At 63.9% G+C, this 24,207-nt stretch carries 25 protein-coding genes and 1 pseudogene; 17 read left to right on the top strand and 9 right to left on the bottom strand.

Translation table 11 applies throughout. From position 1 onward, the window contains the following. Positions 1-7 precede the first annotated feature (7 nt). On the top strand, positions 8-430 hold the full coding sequence (arsC, locus tag ACIGJG_RS07875; protein WP_011297690.1) for an arsenate reductase (glutaredoxin): 423 nt from the start codon (positions 8-10) through the stop codon (positions 428-430). A 292-nt stretch (positions 431-722) separates the two neighbouring features. Then, a complete protein-coding gene (locus ACIGJG_RS07870) occupies positions 723-1,151 on the top strand; it encodes a hypothetical protein (RefSeq protein ID WP_011297689.1) in 429 nt (142 codons plus the stop codon). Between the two features lie 74 nt (positions 1,152-1,225). On the opposite strand, the gene ACIGJG_RS07865 is transcribed toward ACIGJG_RS07870, so the two are convergent. After that, positions 1,226-2,281, bottom strand: coding sequence for a DMT family transporter (locus tag ACIGJG_RS07865; protein WP_011297688.1), 1,056 nt, complete (start codon positions 2,279-2,281; stop codon positions 1,226-1,228). Between the two features lie 152 nt (positions 2,282-2,433). Between ACIGJG_RS07865 and ACIGJG_RS07860 the strand changes: the two genes are divergently transcribed. The 3 genes and pseudogenes from ACIGJG_RS07860 to ACIGJG_RS07850 all read left to right on the top strand — a co-directional run. Next, the gene (locus tag ACIGJG_RS07860; RefSeq protein WP_483672983.1) at positions 2,434-3,408 is read left to right on the top strand and encodes a chromate resistance protein ChrB domain-containing protein; all 975 of its coding nucleotides are present in this window, start codon (positions 2,434-2,436) and stop codon (positions 3,406-3,408) included. A 48-nt stretch (positions 3,409-3,456) separates the two neighbouring features. Beyond that, positions 3,457-4,662, top strand: a complete 1,206-nt coding sequence (locus ACIGJG_RS07855; RefSeq protein ID WP_140950030.1) for a chromate transporter — start codon at positions 3,457-3,459, stop codon at positions 4,660-4,662. 18 nt (positions 4,663-4,680) lie between these two features. Beyond that, a pseudogene (locus ACIGJG_RS07850) lies at positions 4,681-4,933 on the top strand (superoxide dismutase); the annotation flags it as partial. A gap of 394 nt (positions 4,934-5,327) precedes the next feature. Here ACIGJG_RS07850 and ACIGJG_RS07845 read toward each other — a convergent pair. Then, positions 5,328-6,710 carry a DUF1329 domain-containing protein gene (locus ACIGJG_RS07845; protein ID WP_011297685.1) on the bottom strand — a complete coding sequence of 461 codons (1,383 nt, stop codon included), beginning with the start codon at positions 6,708-6,710 and terminating at the stop codon, positions 5,328-5,330. Positions 6,711-6,928: 218 nt separating this feature from the next. On the opposite strand from ACIGJG_RS07845, the gene ACIGJG_RS07840 reads away from it, so the two are divergent. After that, complete coding sequence (locus ACIGJG_RS07840; protein WP_011297684.1) at positions 6,929-7,396, top strand: SRPBCC domain-containing protein; 468 nt, start codon at positions 6,929-6,931, stop codon at positions 7,394-7,396. Between the two features lie 60 nt (positions 7,397-7,456). Here the strand turns inward: ACIGJG_RS07840 and ACIGJG_RS07835 are convergent, their stop codons facing one another. From ACIGJG_RS07835 to ACIGJG_RS07815, 5 genes are all read right to left on the bottom strand, one after another. Further along, positions 7,457-8,248, bottom strand: a complete 792-nt coding sequence (locus ACIGJG_RS07835) for an SDR family oxidoreductase (RefSeq protein WP_140950028.1) — start codon at positions 8,246-8,248, stop codon at positions 7,457-7,459. A 48-nt stretch (positions 8,249-8,296) separates the two neighbouring features. Next, on the bottom strand, positions 8,297-8,527 hold the full coding sequence (locus ACIGJG_RS07830) for a hypothetical protein (protein ID WP_041679582.1): 231 nt from the start codon (positions 8,525-8,527) through the stop codon (positions 8,297-8,299). A gap of 81 nt (positions 8,528-8,608) precedes the next feature. Beyond that, positions 8,609-9,235, bottom strand: coding sequence for a TetR family transcriptional regulator (locus ACIGJG_RS07825; RefSeq protein WP_011297681.1), 627 nt, complete (start codon positions 9,233-9,235; stop codon positions 8,609-8,611). 13 nt (positions 9,236-9,248) lie between these two features. Beyond that, positions 9,249-9,626: a nuclear transport factor 2 family protein gene (locus ACIGJG_RS07820; protein ID WP_483673060.1), complete on the bottom strand. Its 378-nt coding sequence runs from the start codon at positions 9,624-9,626 to the stop codon at positions 9,249-9,251. A gap of 19 nt (positions 9,627-9,645) precedes the next feature. After that, a complete protein-coding gene (locus tag ACIGJG_RS07815; RefSeq protein ID WP_011297679.1) occupies positions 9,646-10,527 on the bottom strand; it encodes an alpha/beta fold hydrolase in 882 nt (293 codons plus the stop codon). A gap of 128 nt (positions 10,528-10,655) precedes the next feature. Between ACIGJG_RS07815 and ACIGJG_RS07810 the strand changes: the two genes are divergently transcribed. The 11 genes from ACIGJG_RS07810 to catC all read left to right on the top strand — a co-directional run bounded on the left by ACIGJG_RS07810 (position 10,656) and on the right by catC (position 22,248). Then, positions 10,656-11,444 (top strand): SDR family oxidoreductase, encoded by a 789-nt coding sequence (locus ACIGJG_RS07810; RefSeq protein WP_483672982.1) that lies wholly within the window; start codon positions 10,656-10,658, stop codon positions 11,442-11,444. Positions 11,445-11,739: 295 nt separating this feature from the next. Next, positions 11,740-13,314: a DUF1302 domain-containing protein gene (locus ACIGJG_RS07805; RefSeq protein ID WP_011297677.1), complete on the top strand. Its 1,575-nt coding sequence runs from the start codon at positions 11,740-11,742 to the stop codon at positions 13,312-13,314. 59 nt (positions 13,315-13,373) lie between these two features. Beyond that, positions 13,374-14,156 (top strand): 2-oxopent-4-enoate hydratase, encoded by a 783-nt coding sequence (gene dmpE / locus ACIGJG_RS07800; RefSeq protein ID WP_011297676.1) that lies wholly within the window; start codon positions 13,374-13,376, stop codon positions 14,154-14,156. A 389-nt stretch (positions 14,157-14,545) separates the two neighbouring features. After that, positions 14,546-16,291: a tannase/feruloyl esterase family alpha/beta hydrolase gene (locus ACIGJG_RS07795; RefSeq protein ID WP_011297675.1), complete on the top strand. Its 1,746-nt coding sequence runs from the start codon at positions 14,546-14,548 to the stop codon at positions 16,289-16,291. A gap of 449 nt (positions 16,292-16,740) precedes the next feature. Next, positions 16,741-17,631 (top strand): MBL fold metallo-hydrolase, encoded by an 891-nt coding sequence (locus ACIGJG_RS07790; RefSeq protein WP_011297674.1) that lies wholly within the window; start codon positions 16,741-16,743, stop codon positions 17,629-17,631. Between the two features lie 118 nt (positions 17,632-17,749). Further along, positions 17,750-18,664 (top strand): LysR substrate-binding domain-containing protein, encoded by a 915-nt coding sequence (locus ACIGJG_RS07785; protein WP_011297673.1) that lies wholly within the window; start codon positions 17,750-17,752, stop codon positions 18,662-18,664. A 123-nt stretch (positions 18,665-18,787) separates the two neighbouring features. Beyond that, on the top strand, positions 18,788-19,486 hold the full coding sequence (locus ACIGJG_RS07780) for a 3-oxoacid CoA-transferase subunit A (protein WP_140950025.1): 699 nt from the start codon (positions 18,788-18,790) through the stop codon (positions 19,484-19,486). A 4-nt stretch (positions 19,487-19,490) separates the two neighbouring features. After that, positions 19,491-20,153: a 3-oxoacid CoA-transferase subunit B gene (locus ACIGJG_RS07775; RefSeq protein ID WP_011297671.1), complete on the top strand. Its 663-nt coding sequence runs from the start codon at positions 19,491-19,493 to the stop codon at positions 20,151-20,153. Between the two features lie 86 nt (positions 20,154-20,239). Continuing rightward, entirely contained in the window at positions 20,240-21,526 is a 1,287-nt protein-coding gene (locus ACIGJG_RS07770; protein WP_011297670.1) for an MFS transporter, read from the top strand. A 65-nt stretch (positions 21,527-21,591) separates the two neighbouring features. Continuing rightward, entirely contained in the window at positions 21,592-21,933 is a 342-nt protein-coding gene (gene mmlI / locus ACIGJG_RS07765) for a 4-carboxymethyl-4-methylbutenolide mutase MmlI (RefSeq protein ID WP_011297669.1), read from the top strand. A 39-nt stretch (positions 21,934-21,972) separates the two neighbouring features. Continuing rightward, positions 21,973-22,248 carry a muconolactone Delta-isomerase gene (gene catC, locus ACIGJG_RS07760; protein WP_011297668.1) on the top strand — a complete coding sequence of 92 codons (276 nt, stop codon included), beginning with the start codon at positions 21,973-21,975 and terminating at the stop codon, positions 22,246-22,248. 94 nt (positions 22,249-22,342) lie between these two features. Here the strand turns inward: catC and ACIGJG_RS07755 are convergent, their stop codons facing one another. Then, complete coding sequence (locus ACIGJG_RS07755) at positions 22,343-23,281, bottom strand: LysR family transcriptional regulator (protein WP_140950023.1); 939 nt, start codon at positions 23,279-23,281, stop codon at positions 22,343-22,345. A gap of 7 nt (positions 23,282-23,288) precedes the next feature. After that, positions 23,289-24,188, bottom strand: a complete 900-nt coding sequence (locus ACIGJG_RS07750; RefSeq protein WP_011297666.1) for a 2-hydroxy-3-oxopropionate reductase — start codon at positions 24,186-24,188, stop codon at positions 23,289-23,291. Positions 24,189-24,207 lie beyond the last annotated feature (19 nt).

Genomic DNA, 24,207 nt, shown 5'->3' with positions numbered 1-24,207 from the left:
AATCACCATGTCCGTCACCATCTATCACAACCCTGCGTGCGGAACGTCGCGCAATACGCTGGCCATGATCCGCAATGCGGGCATCGAGCCGACCGTCATCGAATACCTGGACACGCCTCCCGACAGGCAGACGCTGCTGGCGCTGATCCGCGATGCCGGACTTTCCGTGCGCGAAGCCATTCGCGAAAAGGGGACGCCCTATGCAGAGCTTGGCCTCGCCGATCCCGCACTGACCGATAACCAGTTGCTCGATGCCATGCTGGCCCGCCCGGTCCTGATCAACCGACCCTTTGTCGTCACGGAGCTCGGCGTACGGCTGTGCAGGCCGTCGGAAGTCGTGCTGGATATCCTGCCCGCGCCGCAGCAAGGTGCCTTCTCCAAAGAGGACGGCGAGGCCGTGATTGACGCGCAGGGCCGGAGGATCCGGTGAGCGATCTGCGGGTCAGCGTCCCGCAGGCATTCGGCATCGACCAGATCGTCCCGGCATTACCAGCTTCCTTGCGGCCAATCCGAAGCTGACGGTCGCAGTCCGCCGCGATCGATACGGAGTCGTTGATGAATCCCGATCTCCAGTGACCAAGTCTTGCCGGCCAGGTGGTGATGACTGTATATTTATACAGTTGTATATTTATACAGTTGTCGTCGCATCCGGAAATGCTGGCTCCTGAAGTCAAGCCCGTGCGGCGGCGACCCTTTCCCCTCCCCCACTTCGAAAGGCAATCATGTTCGTGGACCGCACTGAAATCATCAACGCCGCCAAGGCATTGCGCGCCAGCCAGGAAGAATCCAGGTACGGCAAGCTCGTCGCGCTCGCGAACAAGCAACTGAAGGCAATGCAAACGGCAATCCAGAGGGGCAAGGAAGAATTCGAGACCAGCCTGGTACTCGACATCAACGAAGACAATCCGCAAGCCGCGCTTGAACCGCGCGCGCAACGGCTAGCCGACGATCTCAGAGCGCAGGGCTACACCGCAACGGTGACCACGTTTGCCGAGGTCAGCACCGACCGCAAGAACTGGACGCCGAATATCACGGTCGTCATCGGTCTGGGCGACATGGTTTCCGAACACCACAACGCGATTGCGGAAAGCACGGTGGCCGACGAGACGGAAGTCGCGCTGACTGGCGAAACGGCCAGTGAAATGGCCTGACATCACGCGGGCAATCCGAGATAAGGACCGGCAACCGCGCACGGCGGATCTCGCTGGGAGGATCACGGCGCGCGCTAATGCGTATGGCGATGATGCACGTCCGGATAGTGGGGGTGCTTGTGGACCATCACCTCATGCTTATGCCAATGCCTATGCGGTTCCTTCCCATCCCACGGGAAGTCGTGCTCATGCTGATGGTGCTCGTCGTGCCGATGTGAGTGGCTGTGCGCCAGCGGCTCATGGGTATGCTCGTGCTCGTGACGTTCGCGAAGATGCAACCACACTCCCAGGGCCATGAGAGCCGCCGCAAACCAGAACGCCAGGCTGGGCACTTCGGGCCAGATCACGAACGAGATCAGCACCCCAAACAACGGGGCAATGGAAAAATACGCGCCGGTTCTCGCAGTGCCCAGCACCCGCAATCCCACAACGAACAGGGCGAGACTCACGCCGTATCCAGCGAAGCCGACAAGCAGAGCCTCAGCCGTGGTGCCCATTGAAGGAAGCACGGCCCCCTGCATCAGAGCGAGCCCCGTGTTGCAGAGCCCGGCAACCAGCCCCTTCAGGCAAGCGATAAGGAGCGCATCGTTGCTGGACACTTTTCGGGTCAGGTTATTGTCAATGGCCCAGCACAGGCAAGCACCTACGATAAACAGTGCGCCAGGTGACGTTTGCAGGCTTCCCGGCTGCCAGGACAGCAGCAAGCCCCCGGCCACGATGGCGAGCATTCCCAGCACGATCTGGCGATCGGCGTTCTCCTTGAAAACCAGCCAGGCGATGACTGCCGTCAGTACGCCCTCAACGTTCAGGAGCAGCGAAGCCGACGCGGCATTGGTGGAAACAAGCCCTGTCATCAGCAAGGCTGGTCCTGCCACGCCACCCGCAAGGATGGCGCCGATCAGCCACGGCACCTCCGCTCCGGGGATACCGCTCCGGTCGCTTTCCGGTCCCGGCGGCGTCCAGATTCTGCGAATCGCCAGCACCAATGTCAGCCCTACGCCACTGCCCAGATAAAGCAGGCCCGCTAGCAGGAGCGGTGTCACAGAACCTGTAAGCGCCTTAGCCAGCGGAGTGCTCGCGCCAAATAGCAAGGCAGCAAACAGTGCCGGGGACGCGGTACGAATAGACATGGTGAGCGAAGCGGAGGGGGATGCAGGTCAAGGGGGCGATTTGATCATAAAGCACGTGACCACGCGCTCTTCCCAATCGGACGTGCGAAAACGGGGGTTGTAGAGGTCTCTACAACGTTGAAGCAGCGACTACGGCCGGCTAAGCTGGGCGCATGACTACTCTTCAATCCATCTCTCAACCCGCCTGGCTACTGCTTGTCGTGAGTCTGCCAACGTCGGCCGCCACGCCGCGTATGCGGCTGTGGCGAGGCGTCAAGGCATTGGGCGGCGCGGCATTGCGCGATGGCGCCTATCTTCTGCCAAACGAGGCGGGATTGCGAGCCCAGCTTCAGGCGCTGGCCGACGACGCGGCCAGCGGGGACGGCAAAGTGTGGATTCTGTCGGTGCAGGCCGCGGATGCACAGGAAGATGCCGAGTATCGCGCGCTGTTCGACCGAAGCTCCGAATACACGGCCTGGATGGCGGAACTCTCGGGCGCCCGTGCAACGTTGGGTACCGCGGGCGAAGCGGAGCTACTGCGCATCGCTCGCCGCCAGGGCCGGGGATTCGACGCGATCCGCAAAATCGACTTCTTCCCCAACGAGGCGTCCGCCCGTGCGGAGGCGCATTGGCGAGATTTCAATGCGGCCATCGACATCATGCTGTCACCGGGTGAACCGCGCGGCGTGGCGGGCAACATTCCGCGACGGGACCCTTCCCAGTATCAGGGACGACGCTGGGCCACCCGGCGGCACCTCTGGGTCGACCGGGTCGCCTGTGCCTGGCTGATCCGACGCTTCATCGATCCCCATGCCACTTTCCTCTGGCTCGACGACGTTCGCCAATGTCCTGACGACGTGCTGGGGTTCGACTTTGATGGCGCCACGTTCACGCATATCGGCGATCGCGTTTCCTTTGAGGTACTGCTCGCCAGCTTCGGACTCGATGAGGACAAGGGGCTGGCGCGTCTTGGTCAGATGATTCATGTGCTGGACATTGGCGGCACGCCGGTTGCGGAAGCCAGCGGCTTCGAAGCCGTACTGGCTGGCGCGCGTGAGCGCTTTCCCGATGACGATGCATTGCTCGACGAAGTCGGCCATGTCCTCGACTCCCTCCATACGCATTACTCGAGCCCGCGCAAGCGCTAGCTCGTTGCCAAACCAGCAAAGTCTAGTTTCCACTCCATACGACACAAGATGAACTCGCCCCAACCAACGGAGACCTCTCTAGCCCAATCCCCGCACGAACGCCCCAGCTACACATTGCGCCAACTGGTGATGTACTTCCTGCGGCTTGGCACCTTTGGCTTTGGCGGTCCGGTAGCGCTCGCGGCCTATATGCACCGAGACCTGGTGGACTCGCGGCAGTGGATCACCGATGCAGATTACAAGGAAGGCCTCGCGCTGGCGCAATTGGCACCGGGCCCGCTGGCCGCCCAGTTGGCGATCTACCTTGGCTATGTCCACTACCGGATTTTGGGCGCCACGCTCGTTGGAATCGCTTTCGTGCTGCCCTCATTCCTGATGGTGTTGGCGCTTGGTTGGGCCTACGTGCGCTTCGGCGGCCTGACCTGGATGCAGTCGGTGTTCTACGGGGTGGGCGCGGCAGTGATCGGCATCATCGCGATCAGCGCTCACAAGCTGACCAAGAAGAGCGTGGGCAAGGACAAGCTGCTGTGGTTCATCTATCTGGTTCTCGTCGCAGTCACAGTCATTACCGAATCGGAGGTGGCCTGGCTGTTCCTCGCGGCCGGCGTTTTGGCCTGGTTCTGGCGTGCTCCGCCCAAGTGGCTGCGTCAAGGCAAGCTCAATGCGCTGGCGGCAACACCGCTGCCGGCAGCCAGCGGCATGGTCAGTACGTTGGACTGGCCGCTCCTGTCGCAGATCGGCGTGTTCTTTGCCAAGGCCGGTGCGTTTGTCTTCGGCTCCGGTCTTGCGATTGTGCCGTTCCTGTACGGCGGCGTCGTCACCGAACATCACTGGCTGAACGACAAGCAGTTTGTTGACGCCGTGGCTGTGGCCATGATCACCCCGGGCCCGGTCGTCATCACGGTCGGCTTCATCGGCTATCTGGTGGCCGGCCTGCCCGGGGCTTGCGTGGCGGCGGCCGCGACATTCCTGCCCTGTTACCTCTTCACGATCCTGCCGGCGCCGTACTTCAAGAAGTACGGGAAGCTGCCCGCCATCCTGGCATTCGTGGACGGCGTCACCGCAGCCGCCATCGGCGCCATTACCGGAGCGGTGATCGTACTGGCCAAGCGCTCAATTGTGGATATCCCGACTGCGTTGCTGGCGCTCGTCACCGTGGCGCTGCTGCTGAAGTTCAAGAAATTGCCCGAGCCTGTGATCGTTGCGGGAGCGGCCCTGATCGGCCTGGTGGCCTATCCGCTGCTGCATCACTGAGATGCAAAAGGAGACTCCATGACCTACCAGATGAAACCGCTCCTGTGCGAGCCGACGGGCCTGTCGGAAAAACTGATCGCCAGCCACTACGAGAACAACTACGGTGGCGCCGTAAAGCGCCTGAACGCCATCACGACGGACCTTGCGGCAATGGATGGATGTGGCGACAGCCCCAGTGTTTGTGCTCAACGGGCTCAAACGCGAAGAACTGATCGCTTCGAACTCCATGATTCTGCATGGGGTGTATTTCCACAGCCTTGGTGGCGGTGGCCGGCTGGCAGCGAAGGTGTGGTCGGAGCGAACGCGCACACTCTGGCGGTCGATCCTGCTTCGCATGAAATCTACCTGCCGTTGAAGAATGTAGATCATCGCTTTGTGATATGGGTCATGACACCTTGATGCCATTGGCCAAAGCTGCGCGGGCGAGTAGCCGTGAGCAGTGCAACCTAGTCGACTTCAGAAGTTAAAGGCACCGCCGAGTTGTCGCCTGGGGGTGCGCCCGTCGTGGGCAGCGACTTCACTCACCTCAGTCGTCTGCTTTCCTGAACTCGAATCGCAGAGACGAGTCGTTCTAAAACACGCCGCCTCCCCACAAATCAACAATAAATAAAAAAAAAGACCGACCATCGGAGATGATCGGCCCCAAGCTCACAGCTCATGGAGACTCAGTTCCCCGCCCCTCGCGCGGCATCCGGCGAAAAATAGGCTTCCACGTATTTCGGCTCGCTGTTCAGCCGCGGCGGTTGCCCTTCGTTGGTCAACCGGTCCGCCAGGTAAGCGCCCGAGATCAGGTCGTGGAAGAACACCGCGGTCGGGTAGAAGCGCTTTGCATCGTAGGCATAGACGTTGGCCTGGATGTTGGTGCGCCACAGCTGCCCACGGCTGTCGTAGTTGTCGGCCAGCACGCCGTACCACGAGTCCTCGTCGATATAGATGATGCGCTTGGCGTACTGGTGACGGAAACCTTGCTTGAGCGTGGCCTCCAGCACCCATACGCGGTGCAGTTCGTAGCGCATGTTGGACGGGTCGGCATGGCCCTTCGTCAACAGGTCCTGGTACTTGATCGACGGCGAGCTCATGCGGTAGTTGTTGTACGGCACGTAGAGTTCGCGCTTACCGACGATCTTCCAGTCGTAGCGCTCCGGCGAGCCGTTGAAGAAGTGGTCGTCATCCACGGTACGGAAGCCGCCGGGGCCGAACGGCTGGTCATAGCCATACTCCGGTGCCTGGCGCACGCGGCGCGTGCCGGGGTTGTAGGACCAGGCGCGGTTGCTGTCCGGCTCCGGGCTGTCATAAACGGTATAGCCAGTAATAATCGAACCGCGATCGCGTAGCGGCAACTCAGTGTACATCCGGTAGAACGCACGCGCGTTCATCGGCGCCTTGGCATCGAAATGCTGGCCGTCCTTGGGCGACCAGATTTCATACTTGACCTTGCCCCAGGCGACCTTGCCGTCAGCATAAACGACCGCCTGGTCGTAGACTGCACGCTCGCTCTCGATTGCCGACGCAAAGCGCAGGTTCCACAGCAGCTCCAGCCCGGTCTTCGGAATGGGGTACGGCAACGTGGGCGGGCTGTTCTTCACGCCATTGCCTTCGCCCAGCATCTCGATCTGGGGCGCATAGGTGCGGATCGCCTTGTACGTGCCGTCGTCATAGCGGAAATCGCGATGCGTGGCGTAGATCGGCATCTTGAAGGTTTCCGGATACTTCTTGAACAGGGCCTTCAGGCCATCGGTCAGCTGCTTGTCGTATTGCGCCATGTTCTGCGCGGTGATGACGTACAGCGGCTTCTCGTCGGCATACGGGTCCTGGTAGCGCTCCCCCGCCTTATAGGCGACGCCCGTGGGGGCACCCAGCCACTTGCCCGTCCATGCGGGAATGGTGCCATCCTTGTTGGCGGCGCGCTCCGCGCCCAGCGGCGTGAGGTTGCCATCCAGTTGCTTGAGGTCGTCCTGGGTAATCTTCGCCGTGGCCATCGTGACGGCCAGGGCGCCGGCCGCCAGCACGCCGGCGTGCAACAGAATCTTCAGTGGTCGGGCTTTCACGTCTGTCTCCTGGAAAGTTTTGTCGTGCCCGCTGCCATCGCGCGCAGCGTGGCATCAATTTGCCCTGCCGCTGGCGTAGCGGCTTCGTCCGCTCGGACTCGTCCGTTCGGAGTATGCGAACGCACGGGGCGCCGCCCTAGCATCGGGCGGCCGGCACGTGCCGGTACGAGTCAACCCGCGCCGGTGCGGTAAACGGGCCGGCGCCTACGGAGGAGCAGATGGCCAAGGCAGAGAATCTCGTCACGTCGATCCACGTCGACATCGACGCCCCCGCATCGCTGGTGTGGGAAGTACTGACCGACTTCAGGCGCTATGCGGAATGGAACAGCTTCTGCCCGGGCCTGGAGACCACCGGCCAGTTGGGCGACATGGTGCATATGCAGGTGCGCATCCCTGGCACCGACCAGACGATTCCCGTCAACGAGTACCTGGTGGCATGGGAGCCGGAACGGTTGCTGTCATGGGAGCAGCGCCCCACCGACGAGAACAAGGATGCCGCGCGGCGCGACCAGTACGTGCAGGCCATCGGCCCCGCACGCACCCGCTACTTCACCACGGACCTGTTCCTGGGGCTGAACGCCGACACCATCATGCGCGAGCACGGTGCCTGGGTGAAGCAAGGCTTCGACCAGGTGGCGCGCGATGTCAAGGCGCGGGCCGAGGCGGTTCACGCACAACGGCAATAGGGCAAGCGCGAAGCGCTCACCAAAGGCATGCGGACGCTCCTACCCGGAGCGTCACGCAAATCAGAAATCGAGTGGCCGCTGCACCGCGTCCACGCCGCCATCGATGAAGACGACGTTGCCGTGTATGTAGGAAGCCTGCGGGCTGCACAGGAATTCGATCAGCGAGGCCACCTCTTTCGGTTCCGCGCGCCGGCCCATCGGCGGCAGGAAATCGCGGATGGCATCGCCATAACGCGGATCGTCCAGGCCCGCCTGGAGCAGCGGCGTCTGCACGGCACCCGGTGCCACCACGTTGAGGCGCACGCCTGCCCTGCCCCATGCCGCAGCGCGTTGCCGCGCGGCCGCCGCCACGGCGTTCTTGGCGCTGGCATAGGCCACGTAACCTGACTGGTCCCGCGTCGCGTCGGCCGCCATCGCGGCACGCACCAGCGCATGCACGCCGGCCTCGTCGCCACGCAGATAGGCGTCGCGCAACGGGCTGCCTGCCCACGATTGCAGCGTGGCCGAGTTCGATGACACCACCACGGCGCACGGATCGGTGCCCTGCTGCAAGGCATCGAACAGCCCGTCAAGCAGCGCCACCACGCCAAAGTAGTTGACCGACGCCACCAGGGTGGCGGGATCGACGTGCGGGCCAACCCCGGCGCAGCAGATCAGCCTGTCGATCTTGCCGCCGGACTGCGACAATGCGCCGTCGATCGCCGCTGCGCGGCCCTCCGGCGTGGAAAGGTCGGCGTGGATCTGCGCATCGCGCAGGTCGATGCCGATGACCCGGCAGCCGGTGTCAAGCAGGCGCTGGCGAATGGCCGCGCCCATGCCGGACGCGGCACCGGTGATGACCGCAGTTGTCATGTGTTGGTTTCCGTGGATGAAGAAATGAAAGGAGCCGGCAGGACGGCATCACGGTGCCGGCCGCTGGCCCAGCACCGTCAGCGCTGCGACGCCGCGGCTGCGCACGCAGGCGTCGTCGCAGGCCTCACGGCCGGCGTCGGCCGACCTGAAGATGCCGGCACGGTGTTCGTCCGCCTCGTCGCGGTCGGAAAACATGCCCGATCCGCCCGTTGTCAGGCCCAGCGCCATACCGGCCGCCATGCCGGCGCCCAGCGCCGCCAACCACCGAGTCCGCTTCATCGCTGTCTCCCGTCCGCCTTTTTGCATGGCTTGTGAGTCGATCGTAGTCAGTGGCGTGGGTGTCCGATTCGTCCAAGCAGACTAGGGGGTATCCCGCACCGCCGCCCTCCCGGCAGTGGCGACGGATGCACATGGCAGAGATGCCAGCCGAAGATCGGCGCCTGCGTACAGCCGCGCCAACGGTGCGACGCAATGCGCCAGGCTCGATGGCACCAGCCATAGCGACTGCGCGCTCAGCAAGCCCCACAGGTGGGCCAGCAGCAGGTTTGCGCGCTGCGGATCGGGCAGCCATGACCGCAGCCGCTCGCATGCATATTCAGCGCGCTGCAGCACGTGCGCACGCAGCGGGCAGAGCTCACAGTCTTCCGTGCAGCGGTGCTGTACCACCGCAGACAGCAAGTTCGCATGCGGCGCCAGCGCATCGCCATCGAGCAGCGCTGCAAGCAAGCGCTCGAGCTGCCCCGGCGCGTCCGCATCACAACGCGCGAGCCGCAGCGAGATCTCGGCCTCGGCATCGGTCAGCAAGGCGCGAAACAGTTCGGCCCGGGACCGGAAATGCCCGTAGATGGCGCCGCGCGTCATGCCAATGGTGCGTGCGACCTCTTCCAGCGTGACGCAGTGCGCGCCGCGCTCCCGGATGACCTGCCAGGCGCTGGCAAGGACCCGTTCGCGCGTCATGGCCGCATCCTCGCGGCGGCGGCGGCCCATGGCTGCGCGCGCCTTATACGAAGTGAAGATCGTCGGCCCCCCAGTAGGCCCGCATGCTGCGGATGCGACCATCGGCGCCGAAGGTCATGACGTCCGTCACGTCGATGCGGGCCGGGCGCCCTTCCATGCGCACATGAACCGAGAACGTGAGCGCGGCGGCATCGCCATGCGAACCGCGCGGTGGCGCCATCACTTCCAGCCGTGCGCCCAGCGAGGTGGTGTGCCGGTAGAACGCGCGGATCGCGTCGCGTCCGGCAATCACCTCCCCGCCGACCGGGTCCTCAACGGTCGCATCGTCGGCATACAGCGCGGCAACGCCTTGCGCGTCTGCGGCGTTGAAACGTTCCACGTATTGCTGCAGCGTGGCTTTCCTGGTGGCGTTGTCAACCATCATGGTTCTCCTGAGCGGTTCAGCGGGCCGTTGCCGTATCGGCCAGGAAGCCGAGGCACTCGCGGTTGAAGTAGTCCGCGTGCTCGACCATTACCCAATGGCCGCAGCGGTTGATCATCACGAAGCGCGCATCGGCGCAGCCGGCGAGGAACTTCATGGCGCCGCCCGCGGGATTGAACTGGTCTTCGGTGCCCCAGAAGCCCAGCACCGGGCACTGGATCTCGCCAAGCCGCTCGGTCAGGTTCGGCACACGCATGGTCGACAAGACCTCGCGCGGCTGTTCGCGGCACACGGCCATGCGTTCGTCGACCAGCGCGTCGGTCACAAGGCTGGCGTCGTGGACCAGCAGCTGCAGCAGTTGCCGCATGGTGTCCGGGTTCATGTGCCCGCCGGTGAACAGCGACACCATGCGCTGGATGCCGGCCATCTGGAAATAGGTCTCGCGCTCTTCGACACCGCCCGGCGCCATCATCACGAGCCGGCTGACATGCTCCGGATAATCGAGCGCGTACTGCAGCGCAATCGCGCCGCCGAGCGAATTGCCGACCAGCACGCAGCGCGGCAGTTCCAGCGCCAGCAGTTGTTCGCGCAGTGCGGCGACGAAGAAGTCCAGCGTGTATTCGACGTCATCCGGCTTGGACGACAGCCCGTAGCCCGGCAGGTCCACCACCACGGTGCGGAAACCCGCCGCGCCAAACGACGGCACGTTGTGGCGGAAGTTGCTGTGGCCGCTCGCGCCCGGGCCGCTGCCATGGATGAATACCACGGGCTCGCCACTGCCCGTATCCAGGCAGTGCAGCCGCAGGCCCGCGGCCGTGGTGATGAAGCGTCCCATCGGCAGCGATGGGTGCAGCGACGAAGGCGTGGCGGCTGGCGTGGCCGGCTGTGACGTAGCGGACATGATGGCGTCTCCCGTTGTAGTGGCGACGATAGTGCTGGGCGGGCGCGCGCCGGGCATCGTTCATTCGGACTACGATCGGCATGGCCGCTTCTCCTACGATGGGCGCTCCAATGAGAGGGAGAGCACCCATGACGGAATTCGACTACACCGGCCAGCGCGTTCTGGTAACGGGCGGCATGCGCGGCATCGGCCGCGCGATCAGTGAAGCCTTCCTGCGCGCCGGGGCGCAGGTCTGGGTATGCGGGCGCACCGCGCCTGCGAGCCGCGACGAGTTGCCGCGTGCCGATGGCCGCGCAGCGCATTTCATCGCGGCCGACATTCGCGATATGGAGCAGGTCGAGGCCATGCTCGCGCAGATTGCGCAGGACAGCCCGACGCTCGACGTGGTGGTCCACAACGCTGGCGGTTCGCCGTTCGCGATGGCCGCCGACGCCTCGCCGCGGCTACTTGAATCGGTGATCCGGCTGAACCTGGTGGCACCTCTGCAACTGGCGCAGCGTACCAACGCGCGCATGCAGCAGCAGGCAACGGGCGGCACGCAGCTTTTCATCGGCAGCATCAGCGCGCTGCGGCCATCGCCGGGCACCGCGGCCTATGGCGCCGCCAAAGCCGGCATTCTCAACGCGGTGCGCACTCTCGCGGTGGAATGGGCGCCCAAGGTGCGCGTGGTCGCAGTGAGCCCGGGGCTGACGCTGACCGAGACATCGCAGCAGCAGCATTACGGTGACCCGGAAGCGCTGCGTGAAGTGGCTGAAACCGTACCACTGGGCCGGCTCGCGAACCCTCAGGACATTGCCAGTGCGTGCCTGTTCTTCGCCTCGCCGCACGCCTCCTATGTGTCGGGCGCGAACCTCGTTATCGACGGTGGCGGCGAGCGGCCGGCGTTCCTGGGCGCGGCATCGGTGAACCATTCGTGAGCGCTGCGGCTTGGGGAATCCGCCTAGTCCGTTCTGCCGATTTGTGCACTGCCTCCACTCACTACGCTTGCGCCTAGTCCACTGCGTCCGAGAAAGCGCACCCGGGCGGCTGTGCATCGAGGCCGCAGGCTAGGCGCAAGCGCAGCAATAGCGGGCTATTGCGAGCATTTTCAACGACGCATGCGGCCTCGAGGCGCAGTAGAACGGGGGTGCTCTTCGACTGACGCAGTGGACTAGCGAGCGCTAATCGAAGTGTCAGGCAATGAACCATCACCGATACCAAGGGGAGACAACCATGCACATTCCACGATCCTGCCCACTGCCGGCGAAACCAGCGCGCTTGCGCAAGCTGCGGCCGATCGCCGCTGCCGCGGCGCTGACCACCTTGCTGGCGTCAGGCGCCCAGGCAGGCGAAACCATCGATCTCGGCCACGACACCACGCTAGACTACAGCGTCACGGCCAGCTACGGCGCTGCCGTGCGCACCGGTACGCAGAGCAACACGCTGCTGAGCCCCGCCAACATCAACGGCGACGACGGCAACCGCAACTTCAAGCGCGGCGACATGACCGCCAATCGCGTCTCGCTGCTGGGCGAAGCCCACGTCAAGCACGACGCATTCGGCGCGCTGGTGCGCGGCAGCGTGTTCTACGACTGGGCCTACAGCGGCACCAACTCGAACAACGCGCCAGGCACGGTCAACCACAGCGGCCCGTTCAACGAGTTCACGGGTTCCGCGCGTGACTACCACGAGTCCCGAGCGCAGTTGCTTGACGCCTATGTCTACGGTGCAGTGCCGATCGAAAGCACGCAACTCAGCTTCAAGCTCGGCAACCAGGTAGTGGCCTGGGGGGAGAGCCTGTTCTTCGCCAACATCGCCGGCGCGCAAGGGCCTGCGGATGCGACCAAGGCGTTCGTGCCGGGCGCGGAAGTGAAGGACATCCTGCTGCCCGTGCCGCAGGCATCGGTGCAGTGGCAGGTCACGCCGGCGTTCAGCCTGATGGGCTATTACCAGTTCACGTTCAAGCCCAACCAGCTCTTCGCGCCGGGCAGCTACTTCAGCACGTCGGACATCGTCGGTCCGGGCGCGGAGTTCATCATCGGGCCGGGCTTCCGCATTCCGCGCGGCCCCGACATCTCGCCGTCCGACTGGGGCCAGTGGGGTATCGGCGGTCGCTTCCGGGTGTTCGAAGACACCGAAATCGGCCTCTACCAGCTGCGCTACCACGACAAGAACCCGAGCGTCGTGACCTCGCTGTTCCCGACGCTGCAGTACCAGCAGAAGTACTTCGGCGGCATCAACCTCACCGGTGCGAGTTTCTCGACGCAGCTGGCCGGCGCTAACGTCGCGGGTGAAGTGAGCTACAAGGACGGCGTACCGATGCTGGTCGACGTGGCCGGCTCGCCCACCGCATCTCGTGGCAAGGCGCTGCAGGCACAGCTGTCCGCGATCTACGCGATCGGGCCGACCTTCCTGGCCAACTCGCAGACGCTGCTCGGTGAAATTGCCTACTTGCACGTGATAGGCGTGGATTCGGTGATGGGCTTTGACAAGCTGTCGAACACGCGCAATTCCGCAGCGTTCCAGGTCGGTTGGTCGCTCACCTACAACAACGTGTTCGATGGCTGGGACCTGACGGTGCCGCTCACGTATGCGCAGCAGTTCAGCGGCAACGCCGCCGTTGCCGGTGCGTTCGGCACGCTGATGGGATACGGCGACAAGCGTGCCAGCGTTGGCCTCACGTTCAAGTACCTGAACAACCTGGAGCTCAACCTGACCTATGCCGCGTTCATCGGTGGCGCAAGCATCGCCAACCGTCCGCTGGCTGACCGCGACTACGTGGCCTTCAACGCCAAGTATTCCTTCTGACCCGCGTGCGCCGCGGCGGCTTCACGCCGCGGCTGCATCGACCGAATTCCCCTTCCCCCATGACAGCCGATCTGATCACCTCGCTCAGCAACGAACTTCACCATGCGCTCGTCACGCGCTTGCCCGTGCCGCCCCTGAGCGGCCGTGGACTGAGCCTGGGCATCAACGACGCCTACCGCATCCAGCAAGGCTTCATTGCGCACCGGCTCGCGGCCGGCGACCGCATCACGGGCAAGAAGATCGGCGTGACCAGCCAGGCCGTGCAGCAAATGCTCGATGTCCACCAGCCGGATTTCGGCATCCTGCTGCAGAGCATGCACTATGCCGAAGGCCTGCCGATTCCCACCGACACGCTGATCCAGCCTCGCGCCGAAGGCGAGATCGCGTTCTTCCTGCGGCGCGACTTGCGCGGTCCCGGCGTCACGCGCGACGATGTGCTCGATGCCACTGAGGCCGTCGCGGCTTGCTTCGAGATCGTCGATTCGCGCATCCGGGACTGGCGCATCCGCATCGAGGACACCGTTGCCGACAACGCCTCGTGCGGCGTCTACGTGCTCGGCGACGAGCGTATCAGTCCGCACGCGCTGAACCTGGCTGCTTGCGCCATGACGCTCGAAAAGAACGGCGAATGCGTGGCCACGGGATCAGGCAGCGCCGCGCTGGGCCACCCCGCCGATGCGGTGGCGTGGCTGGCCAACACGCTTGGCAGCTTCGGCATTCCACTACTGGCAGGCGAAACCATTCTATCGGGCTCGCTGGCGGCACTGATTCCCGTGCAAGCGGGGGACCGGTTGTCCATGCAGATCAGTGGCATCGGTAGCTGCACCGCACAATTCATCTGAAGCGCTCATAACGAGGACGCGGCAACGCTCGACGCGGCGTTGCTGCACCGCGAGGATTCCTCCAACTCGACGTTGGTCCATTACCCCGCGCGATCCAAACTTTGTAAATCCTGCACCGCGTCGCGCCTCTGATTCGGGTTGATTGGGCTGCAAGGGCAACCAGCCAATTCTTCAGGCCTTTGAAAAAGCTCCACTCCAACACGCGCAGGAACAAATGAGTCGCCCCCTGCGTCGGTACTCGTGGACCACATAGGAAATCTGCTGCATATTTCCTGCTCCACTTCCAGGCCCCGCACTACGTCAGGCACGCCAAATGCAGACGTACACGCGGGATATCTCGTCGGGTTATACCGCGCTATCCCATTTCTGGAGACACCTGGAGAACACAAATGTCAAAAGACATTGGATGCAGACCTTTGCCAGCAACAATCAGACTGGCACCCCACGTCGTTGCAACGGCAGCGTTGCTGATGCTTTCTGCCTGCGGCGGAGGAGGCGGTGACGACAACAACGCCGGTAACCACCCGGCGACTCCGGTGTCGTGCGAAAACATGCCCGGCAGGACCGTTTCGGCCAGCAACATCGGCTTGCCGACCAAAGGAGCGACCGTCAACGATGCGGTCAAGGTGCCTGCGTCAGGTGGCGGCCAGCTTGGCACTGGCGAGTATTGCAAGGTGACCGGCACGATTACCTCCGTTGACCCGACTGCGCCGGCGATCAAGTTCGAGGTCGACATGCCTGCGAGCTGGAACCAGAAAGTGGTCATGTTTGGCGGCGGCGGCTACGACGGCACCATCCCCAACACGGCAGGCAATGTGCCCGCCGGCCCGACTGACCAGCCCACGCCGCTTGCGCGCGGCTATGCCACCTTCGCCAGCGATTCGGGCCACCAGGCCGGTGCGCTAGGCAGCCGCGACGGCTCGTTCGGCACCAATGACGAAGCCCTGCGCAATTTCGCCGGCGACGCGCTGAAGAAGACCCGCGACGTTGCGGTGGCGCTGATCCAGATGCACTACGCCGCCGATGGCCCGAAGAAGGCCTACTTCGCGGGCGGCTCGAGCGGCGGCCGCGAAGCGCTGGCGGTGGTGCAGCGCTGGCCTCAGGACTGGGATGGCGCCATCGTGCTCTATCCTGCCTGGAATGCCGCGAGCCTGGACCTGCAGTTCGGCCGTATCACCCGCGCGCTGGCCGCGCCGGGCGCCTATCCGAACCAGGCTAAGCGCAAAGTGCTCTACGACGCTGCGATTGCCGCCTGCGACAACCTCGACGGCGTGAAGGACGGTCTGATCAGCAATATTTCCGCTTGCAACGCCAACTTCGACCCATCGACGGCGATGCTGAACGGCCAACCGGTACGCTGCGCCAACGGCGGCGATACCGGCGACACTTGCCTGTCGGACGCTCAGATCAGTGCACTGAAGGTCTATAACTCCGAAATTGTCTTCGGCTATGCGCTGGGCAGCGGAGAAAAGCATTATCCGGGCTTCAACGTCTGGGGCGCGGATCTTGGCATCGCCGGAAATGCCTCCGTTCAGGCCACGGTGATCGCACTGGCACTCAACCTTGATGCCCCGGCAAACCCGATGCCGACGACTGCCCCGTACGGAAGCGTGTTCTGGGACCAGTGGGCGCGCTACTTCGTGACGCGCGACCCGACCTTCAACTCGCTCACGCTCGACCCGCAGAACCCGGGCTCGTGGCAGGACCGCATCAGCCAGCTCGCCGGCATCCAGGACGTCAACAAGACCGACCTCTCCGCGTTCAGGACCAAGGGCGGCAAGATCCTGATGGCGCACGGCATGTCTGACGTGCTGGTCAGCACGCGGTCGACAGAAGAGTATTTCACGCGCGTGCAGAGCACGATGGGCGCAGGCAATGTCAGCACGTTCATGCGTTACTACGAGATCCCAGGCTATGGTCATGCCGCGAGCTCGGTCTTCAACGCTTCGTGGGACTCGCTGACAGCGCTGGAGAACTGGGTCGAAAAGAACACGGCACCGGCCTCGCTGACGGTGAAGGACACCGTTGGTGTACCGGGCCGGACGCGACCGCTTTGCGACTATCCGAGCTGGCCTAAGTACAACGGCTCGGGCGACGTCAACGCGGCGGCGAGCTTTACCTGCGCCACGCAGTGACCTTCAGGCAGGGCCGGCCATCAAGGCCGGCTCTGCCCTTTGACCGCCAGCACCACAGGAAAAGGGTGGGCCATCGGCGCAACCGAGAAGCGCATCCATTGACAATCGTCCTGAACGCCAAGCGCATCGTCGACACGCCAGCCCTCCGCGGCTGGCGCGACGCTGGCCGGCGTACGAAGACATCCGACGCGAATCTATGCTCGACTCCACCAACCCATACCTGACAGGTATGGGTTGAGACATCATTGGTCTTGGACGTTCGAGCCGCCGGGGTCCATACTTTTCTCCCTGTCTGGCCGGCGCATAAGGCCTCGTGAAAGCCCCCTTTCGGATTGGAAAATTTGCGGGGCTCGAAAATTCACCGATCCTTTACGCCGACAACCGCTACCACGACCCGCGAGTGCTGCGGGCGCTGGCAGCAGCACCATCGGACAATGGAGACAAGGCACATGATGCAAACGCGCAAGGTCGGCGACCTCAAGATCACCCGCATTCTCGAGTACGCGGGTCCGACGCACGATCCCGCCTTCCTCTTTCCCGACATCGACCGCGGCGTGCTGGACGCGAACGCGGACTGGATGGCGCCGCACCACTGGATGCCCCATATGAACAAGCTGATCGTGACGATCCAGTTCTGGGTGGTGCATGCCGGCGGCAACATCATCGTGGTTGATACCGGCGTGGGCAACTTCAAGCCACGGGCCGGCATCGCGCGCATGAACATGCTCAACACGCTGGTGCGCGAGTGGATGATTGCGGCCGGCGCCCCGCCGGAGAAAGTCACGCATGTCGTCATGACACACCTGCATGCCGATCACGTCGGCTGGAACACTACCTGGCAGGACGACCGCTGGGTCCCGACCTTTCCAAACGCGCGCTACTACATTCCCAGGGACGACTTCGTCTTCTGCGAGGAAGGACGCAACAAGGAGCCGGGTGTGGTCGACGTATTCGGCGAGTCTTTCTTCGACAGCGTGATGCCGGTCGTCAGCGAAGGCCTGGCGCAGATGATGATGCCCGGGCAGGAAATTGCCGGTTGCCTGCAGGTCGAGTCCGCGGCAGGCCATAGCCCTGGCCAGGTCGCGTTCCGTGTGCGCTCCCGGGGCGAGGAAGCAATATTCTGCGGCGATATCCTGCACAGCCCGCTGCAGATCGTGCGCCCCGACGTGAACTCCGGCTACTGCATACGCCCTGACCTGGCACGCAGCACGCGACTCGCCCTCCTCAACCAGGCCGCCGACAGTGAGGCACTGATCCTGCCGGTGCACTTTGGCGAGCCCTATTGCGGCTATGTCAGACGCGAGGGGACCGGCTTCCGCTTCGAGCCGGCCACGTGGTAAGCACGACGTGCCTGCCGCCCCGCGCCATGCGGCAGCGCGGTACAGGCAGTTGGCGGCGATTCCGCGGTGACGCGGCTATCATCGCGGGTCAGTGAATGTTCGCCGCGAGATTCGAAGAATGCCGGTTCCCTTTGACATCACCGATTTCCGCCTGTTCGTCAACGTTGCGGAAACGCGCAGCCTGACCCGCGGTGCCGAGCGATCGTTCCTGTCCGTGCCGGCCGTCAGCAACCGGATCAAGAACCTCGAAGATACGCTGGGCTTGCGCTTGCTGGAACGCTCGCCGCAGGGGGTGACGCTGACCGCCGCCGGCGAGGTCTATCTGCAGCACGCGCGCGTGGTGCTGACGGAACTGGAACGCCTGACCGGAAACCTGCAACCGTTCACCACGGGCCTGAGCGGGCAGCTCAAGCTGGTGGCCAACACCACGGCCATTACGGAATACCTGCCGCCGGTCATCGGCGACTACCTGGCCACCCACCCCGATGTGCGCATTGAAGTGCGCGAGCGCCTGAGCGACGATATCGTGCGCCTGGTACGCGAAGGCGGTACGGATCTCGGCATCATCTCGGGCAACATCCCGACCCAGGGCCTGCAATCGGTACCGTTCGTCAAGAGTTCGCTGATCGTGGTCGCTCCGCTGGGCCACCCGCTCCTGGCCGAGCGGGACGTGTGGTTCGGGCAAGTCCTGGACCACGCCTTTGTCGCGCTGCTCGAAGGCAGCGCGTTCCAGATGTTCATGACGCGCGCGGCCGGCTCTCTGCACAAGCCCATGACCATCCGCGTGCATGTCGCAAGCTACGACGCCATCTGCCGCATGGTGGCCGCGGGCGCCGGGATTGCCATCATGCCAAAGGCAGCATTCGTGCGCCTGAAGGGCCAGCAGCAGATTGGCGCTTGCAACCTGCGCGATGACTGGGCCGTGCGCACGTTCCAGGTTTGCGCGCGCGATCTGGACGGCCTGTCCAGCTTTGCACGTGAATTCGCCAATCTGCTGATCGGCCACTACGCGCCCGGCGCGGAAGGAAGCTAGCCCATGCGCCGGCCTCGCGCCGGTGGACTTAAGCCAGCGCTAAGGGCGCTTGCAGAAGTCGAAATTGTGAACCGCCGGGCAGCGTGGCAACCTTGTTTCGCCAGACAACAACGAAGGCGAGACATGATTGACAAGCTCTATGGGACAGCGCGCGACGCCGTGAACGATGTGCCGGACGGTGCCACCATCGCGATCGGCGGATTCGGTGGCGCGGGCATGCCCGACGAACTGATCGATGCGCTGATCGAACACGGCGCCACTAACCTTACCGTCGTCAGCAACAACGCCGGCAATGGTGAAACCGGACTGGCCGCGTTGCTGAAGGCGCGCCGCGTTCGCAAGCTGGTGTGCTCCTTTCCGCGCCAGCGCGACGCCCACGTATTTGAAGCCCTGTACCGCGCCGGGGAGATCGAACTGGAAGTCGTTCCGCAAGGCACGCTCGCCGAACGCCTGCGCGCCGCGGGCAGCGGCATCGGCGCCTTCTACACCCCCACTGGCTATGGCACGTTGCTCGCGAAGGGCAAGGAGACGCGCGTGATCAACGAACGCGGCTACGTGCTTGAGTACCCGATCCATGTCGACGTCGCACTGATCAACGCTGCCGCTGCCGACCGCTGGGGCAATCTCGTCTACAACAAGACCGCACGCAACTTCGCCCCCGTGATGGCCATGGCCGCCAGCCAGACCATTGCCGCGGTGGCACGCATCTGCGAACTAGGTGAACTGGACCCGGAAGCCGTCGTCACGCCCGGTATCTTCGTCAGCCGCGTGGTGCTGCGCGACAGCGCTGCCATGCAGGCCAACCTCATGCACGCGAGCTGAAATCATGGACCAAGTCGCAAAGAACCTGCTGGCAGCGCGCGTGGCGCGCGATATCCCGAACGGATCGTACGTGAACCTCGGCATCGGCCTGCCGACGCTGGTCGCCAATCATCTGCCCCGGCATCGCGAAATCATCCTGCATAGCGAAAACGGCGTGCTGGGCCAATGGTCGGCCGCCGAGCCGGGGCAAGAAGATCCTGATTTGATCAACGCGGGCAAGGAACCGGTCCGGCTGGAAAAAGGCGCGGCGTTCTTCCACCATGCGGACGCCTTCGGCATGATGCGCGGCGGCCATCTTGATATCTGCGTGCTTGGCGCATTCCAGGTGTCCGGGCACGGTGATCTGGCCAACTGGCACACCGGAGACCCCGATGCCATTCCGGCGGTAGGCGGCGCTATGGACCTCGCGATCGGCGCCAGGCGCGTGTTCGTCATGATGGACCACATGACCCGCGATGGCGCGAGCAAGCTGCGCCGCCAGTGCAGTTATCCGCTGACCGGGCTGGCCTGCGTCAGCCGGGTGTACACGGAACTCGGCACCTTCGCCATCGGCCCGCAGGGCGTGGCCGTCATCGAGATCATCGGCGACATGTCGCCACAGGCACTGCAGTCGGTCACGGACGTGGAGCTTGATTTCACCACCCTGGCGACGGCCGAGCTTGCCTAGCCTTCTCTGCAGGGGCCGGCGGATCGTTCCATCCAATGCCCGGTACCGCACCTACAACGAAAAAAGACTCACCTCAGGAGACAACCATGTTTGCTTGGTACAAGGCTGGATCGCCCCAGCAGAAAAAGACATTCTGGGCCTGCTACTCCGGCTGGGCGCTGGATTCCTTCGACATGCAGATGTTCAGCTTCCTGTTGCCGGCCCTCACACTTACATGGGGCCTGACCAAGGCCGAGGTTGGCGTCCTCGGGACCGTTGCGCTGGTCGTTACCGCGATTGGCGGCTGGGGCGCCGGGATCCTGAGCGACCGTTACGGCCGCGCACGCATCCTGGTGCTGGCAATCATCTGGTTTACCTTGTTCGGCGTGCTCGCCGGCTTCGCCCAGTCTTACCAACAGCTATTGATTGCCCGTACGCTGCAGGGCCTCGGCTTCGGCGGCGAATGGGCGGTCGGGGCAGCATTGATGGCAGAAGTCATCGACTCCAGGCATCGCGGCAAGGCCATCGGCTTCGTGCAGTCCGGTTTCGCGCTGGGGTGGGCACTAGCGGTCGTCGTCGCCACATTGCTGCTGGCCTGGCTGCCCAAGGAAATGGCGTGGAGGGTGGCGTTCTGGAGCGGTATCATCCCCGCCCTCATCGTGTTGTTCATCCGGCGCCATGTCAAGGACTCTTCGATGTTCGAACGGGCACGCCAGAGCCGCGCCCCGCGCGCCTCGCTGTCCTCGGTGTTCAATCGCAAGTACGCCCGTACGCTAGCGCTGTCCAGCGTGCTGGTCATCGGCCTGCAGGCCGGCTGCTACGCCATCCTGGTCTGGCTGCCTTCCCTGCTGAACCAGCGGCAGGTCGCGGCCGGTTCGATGATCGTCACCGTATTCATCATGGCCTTCGGCTCCTTCTGCGGCTTCGCGGTGACGGCTGACCTCTCGGATCGCATCGGAAGGCGCCCTACGCTGATCCTGCTGTCTGTCTGCGCATGGATCGTGACGGTCAGCTATATGCTTTTGCCGCTGAACACCACGCTGACAGCGATTCTCGGCTTCCTGGTGGGTTTCTCCGCCATCGGCATGTTCGCCGCGCTTGGCCCGTTCCTGAGCGAACTGTTTCCTACCAATGTGCGCACCACTTGCATGGGATTCGCGTACAACGTGGGCAAGTCGATTGGAGCGGGATCCGTCGTCGGCGTCGGCGTGCTGTCCACGCATATCGGCCTGGCCAACGCCATGGGCACGTTCTGCCTGGTCGCTTACGCCTTTGCGGTATTCGGCATCATGCTGCTGCCCGAGACGCGCGGCATCGCGATCGAGAACATCGGCGAAGCCGATGCGCACTCTCCCGCCGCACCGCTGGCCCAGCCGGCAAGCGCTCGATCCTGAATGGCGCCGCGCCAGCACCGGCGGCTGATACAAACGAACACCAACACATCGACAGAGGAGCCAACATGATTCGCTTGCTGTACCTGCTGGTCAAACCAGCCGGCATGTCCGACGAGACGTTCCGCGCGGAGTGCCTGCGCCATTACGAGATGTCGCACGATGTGCCGGGCCTGCACAAGTATGAAGTCCGACTCGTCGCCGAGCAGCCCACTGACACTCACGTGCCCTTCTTTGATATCGGCCATGTCGATGCGATCGGCGAATGCTGGTTCAAGGATGACGCCGCCTATGCGACGTACATGGCCTCGGACATCCGCAAGGCCTGGTTCGAGCACGGCAAGACCTTCATCGGCCAACTCAAGCCCTTCCGTACCGCGCCAGTCGCCGGCGATGAACCGGCAAGCTGAGCGCTTCGGCGTCCAGGACATTCCACACAAGGAGACCCCATGCTTTACTGCGTACAGATGGAAGTGAATATCCCCGATTCCCTGCCGGCAGATCGCGCCGAAGCCATCAAGACCGCCGAAAGGGCGCGTGCCATCGAGATCCAGAAAGCCGGAAAGTGGCCGCACCTGTGGCGCGTGGCCGGGCGCTACGCGAATATCAGCGTATTCGACGTGGACAGCCACGACGAGCTTCACGAACTGCTGTCGTCGTTGCCGCTGTTCCCGTACATGAACATTCAGGTCACACCGTTGGCTCGCCATCCTTCGGCTGTTTGATCGCGCGGAACGAACGCCATAAGGGGCACGATGCCACGCTTGCGTGGCATCGCCCTGGCTGGACCCCGGCATCTCGAAGCGGTGAACTTCCTGCCTAAACCAACCGCGCCCCCGGCCACGCCCCCGACATCACGATACTGCGCACCGACTGCCGAACCGTCTGCATGATGTCCCACAACTCCGGCACGACTGCACGATTGCGCGCCGTTGTCAGGGCCACCTGCCGCGTGACGACAGGATCCACCACGCGCGCCGAATGCAGCCGGCCCTGCGCAACGCGATCGGCCACCGCGGCGAACGGCAGCAACGTTGCGCCGCATCCGTCTTCCACGAGCCGCATCGACACCGTATTCGAAGCATCGCATTCCATTGCCATGTTCAGCGTGGTGCCGACGCGCGTGGCGAGCGATTCGGCCAGCACGCGCAGGCCGTTGGCAGTGCTCGGCAGGATCAGCGGAATCTCGCCGAGGCGCCGCGCCGGGAACGTCGGGCCCAGATGGCTCCACGATGTCGGCGTGACCAGCGTCAGATCTTCTTCCAGCAGCACATCCACCTTCAGTGCGCCCTGTTGTTCCGGCAGGTAGAGCAAGGCCACGTCGATCTCTCCGGCGGCCAGCCAGGCTAGTACCGGACTGGCCAGCCCTTCGACAAAGCGAAGTTTCGTCGCCGGGAAACGTGCCTTGAGCGCGGTGCCGATGGCCGCAAAAGCGGTATTGGCAATGGTGGGCTGCGCGGCGATGACCAGTTGCGCCGGCCCTTGCGCGGCCGAAGCGCGCACGGCGTCGCGCGCCTCGGTTAGCGTGGCCGCCACTTGCCGCGCGTAGCCGAGCAGCGTGCCGCCCGCTTCGGTCAGCACCACGCCGCGTCCGCTGCGATGAAACAGCCGCGTATCGAGTGCGGCTTCAAGCCGTGCGATCTGGCGGCTTACCGTCGACTGGTCCGCACCAAGTTCCAGCGCGGCGCGCGAGATGCTTTGCGCGTTGGCCACGCAGACAAAGCTCGCCAGGTCGTCGGAATTCAGCGCGGACGTCATCGCGGCATCAGGCCTTTTTCGGCGTATCGCCAATGGCAAAACTCGACAGATGCTCGATGGCCTTGACCAGCCCTGAATGATCCCAGCCAGCCCCGCCCTGCGCCACGCAGACGTTGAACAGTTGCTGGGTCGATGCCGTATTCGGCAAGCCCAGCCCAAGCTGCTTTGCCGTCGACAGCGCCAGGTTCAGGTCCTTCTGGTGCAGCTCGATGCGGAAGCCCGGATTGAACGTGCGCTGGATCATCCGTTCACCGTGGACTTCCAGGATCTTCGAACTGGCAAAACCGCCCATCAAGGCCTGGCGCACGCGTGCCGGGTCGGCGCCGGCCTTGGCGGCCAGCACCAGTGCCTCGCTGACAGCCTCGATCGTTAGCGCCACGATCACCTGGTTGGCCACCTTGGCCACCTGCCCGTCACCGGCATTGCCCACCAGCGTGATGTTCTTGCCCATCAGCTGCAGCAAAGGCAGCACCTTGTCGAACACATCCTGCTTGCCGCCGGCCATGATCGACAGCGTGGCGGCCTTCGCGCCCACCTCGCCGCCGGACACCGGTGCGTCCACATAGTTGCAGCCGAGCTTCTCGATCTTCGCCGCGAATTCGCGGGTCTCGATCGGCGAGATCGAACTCATGTCCACGACGATCTTGCCCGCGCTCAGGCCCTCGGCCACGCCATTCTTGTCGAACAGCACGCGGGCCACATCGGGCGTGTCCGGCAGCATCAGGAAAATGACTTCGGCCTGCCGGGCCACATCCGCGGCACTGGAGCAGGATTGCATGCCCTTGTCGAGCAGTTCCTGCGGCACGCCGCTGCGCGTGTGCGCATAGACGATATGGCCGCCCGCCTGCAGGTGTTCCGCCATGGGCTTGCCCATGACACCGAGTCCGATGAATCCGATCTTGCTCATGTCTGTGTCCGGTTGAAGT

The sequence above is a fragment of the Cupriavidus sp. C1SS-2L genome, from assembly GCF_057073735.1.
This window is presented reverse-complemented; position numbering and strand designations above follow the sequence as displayed.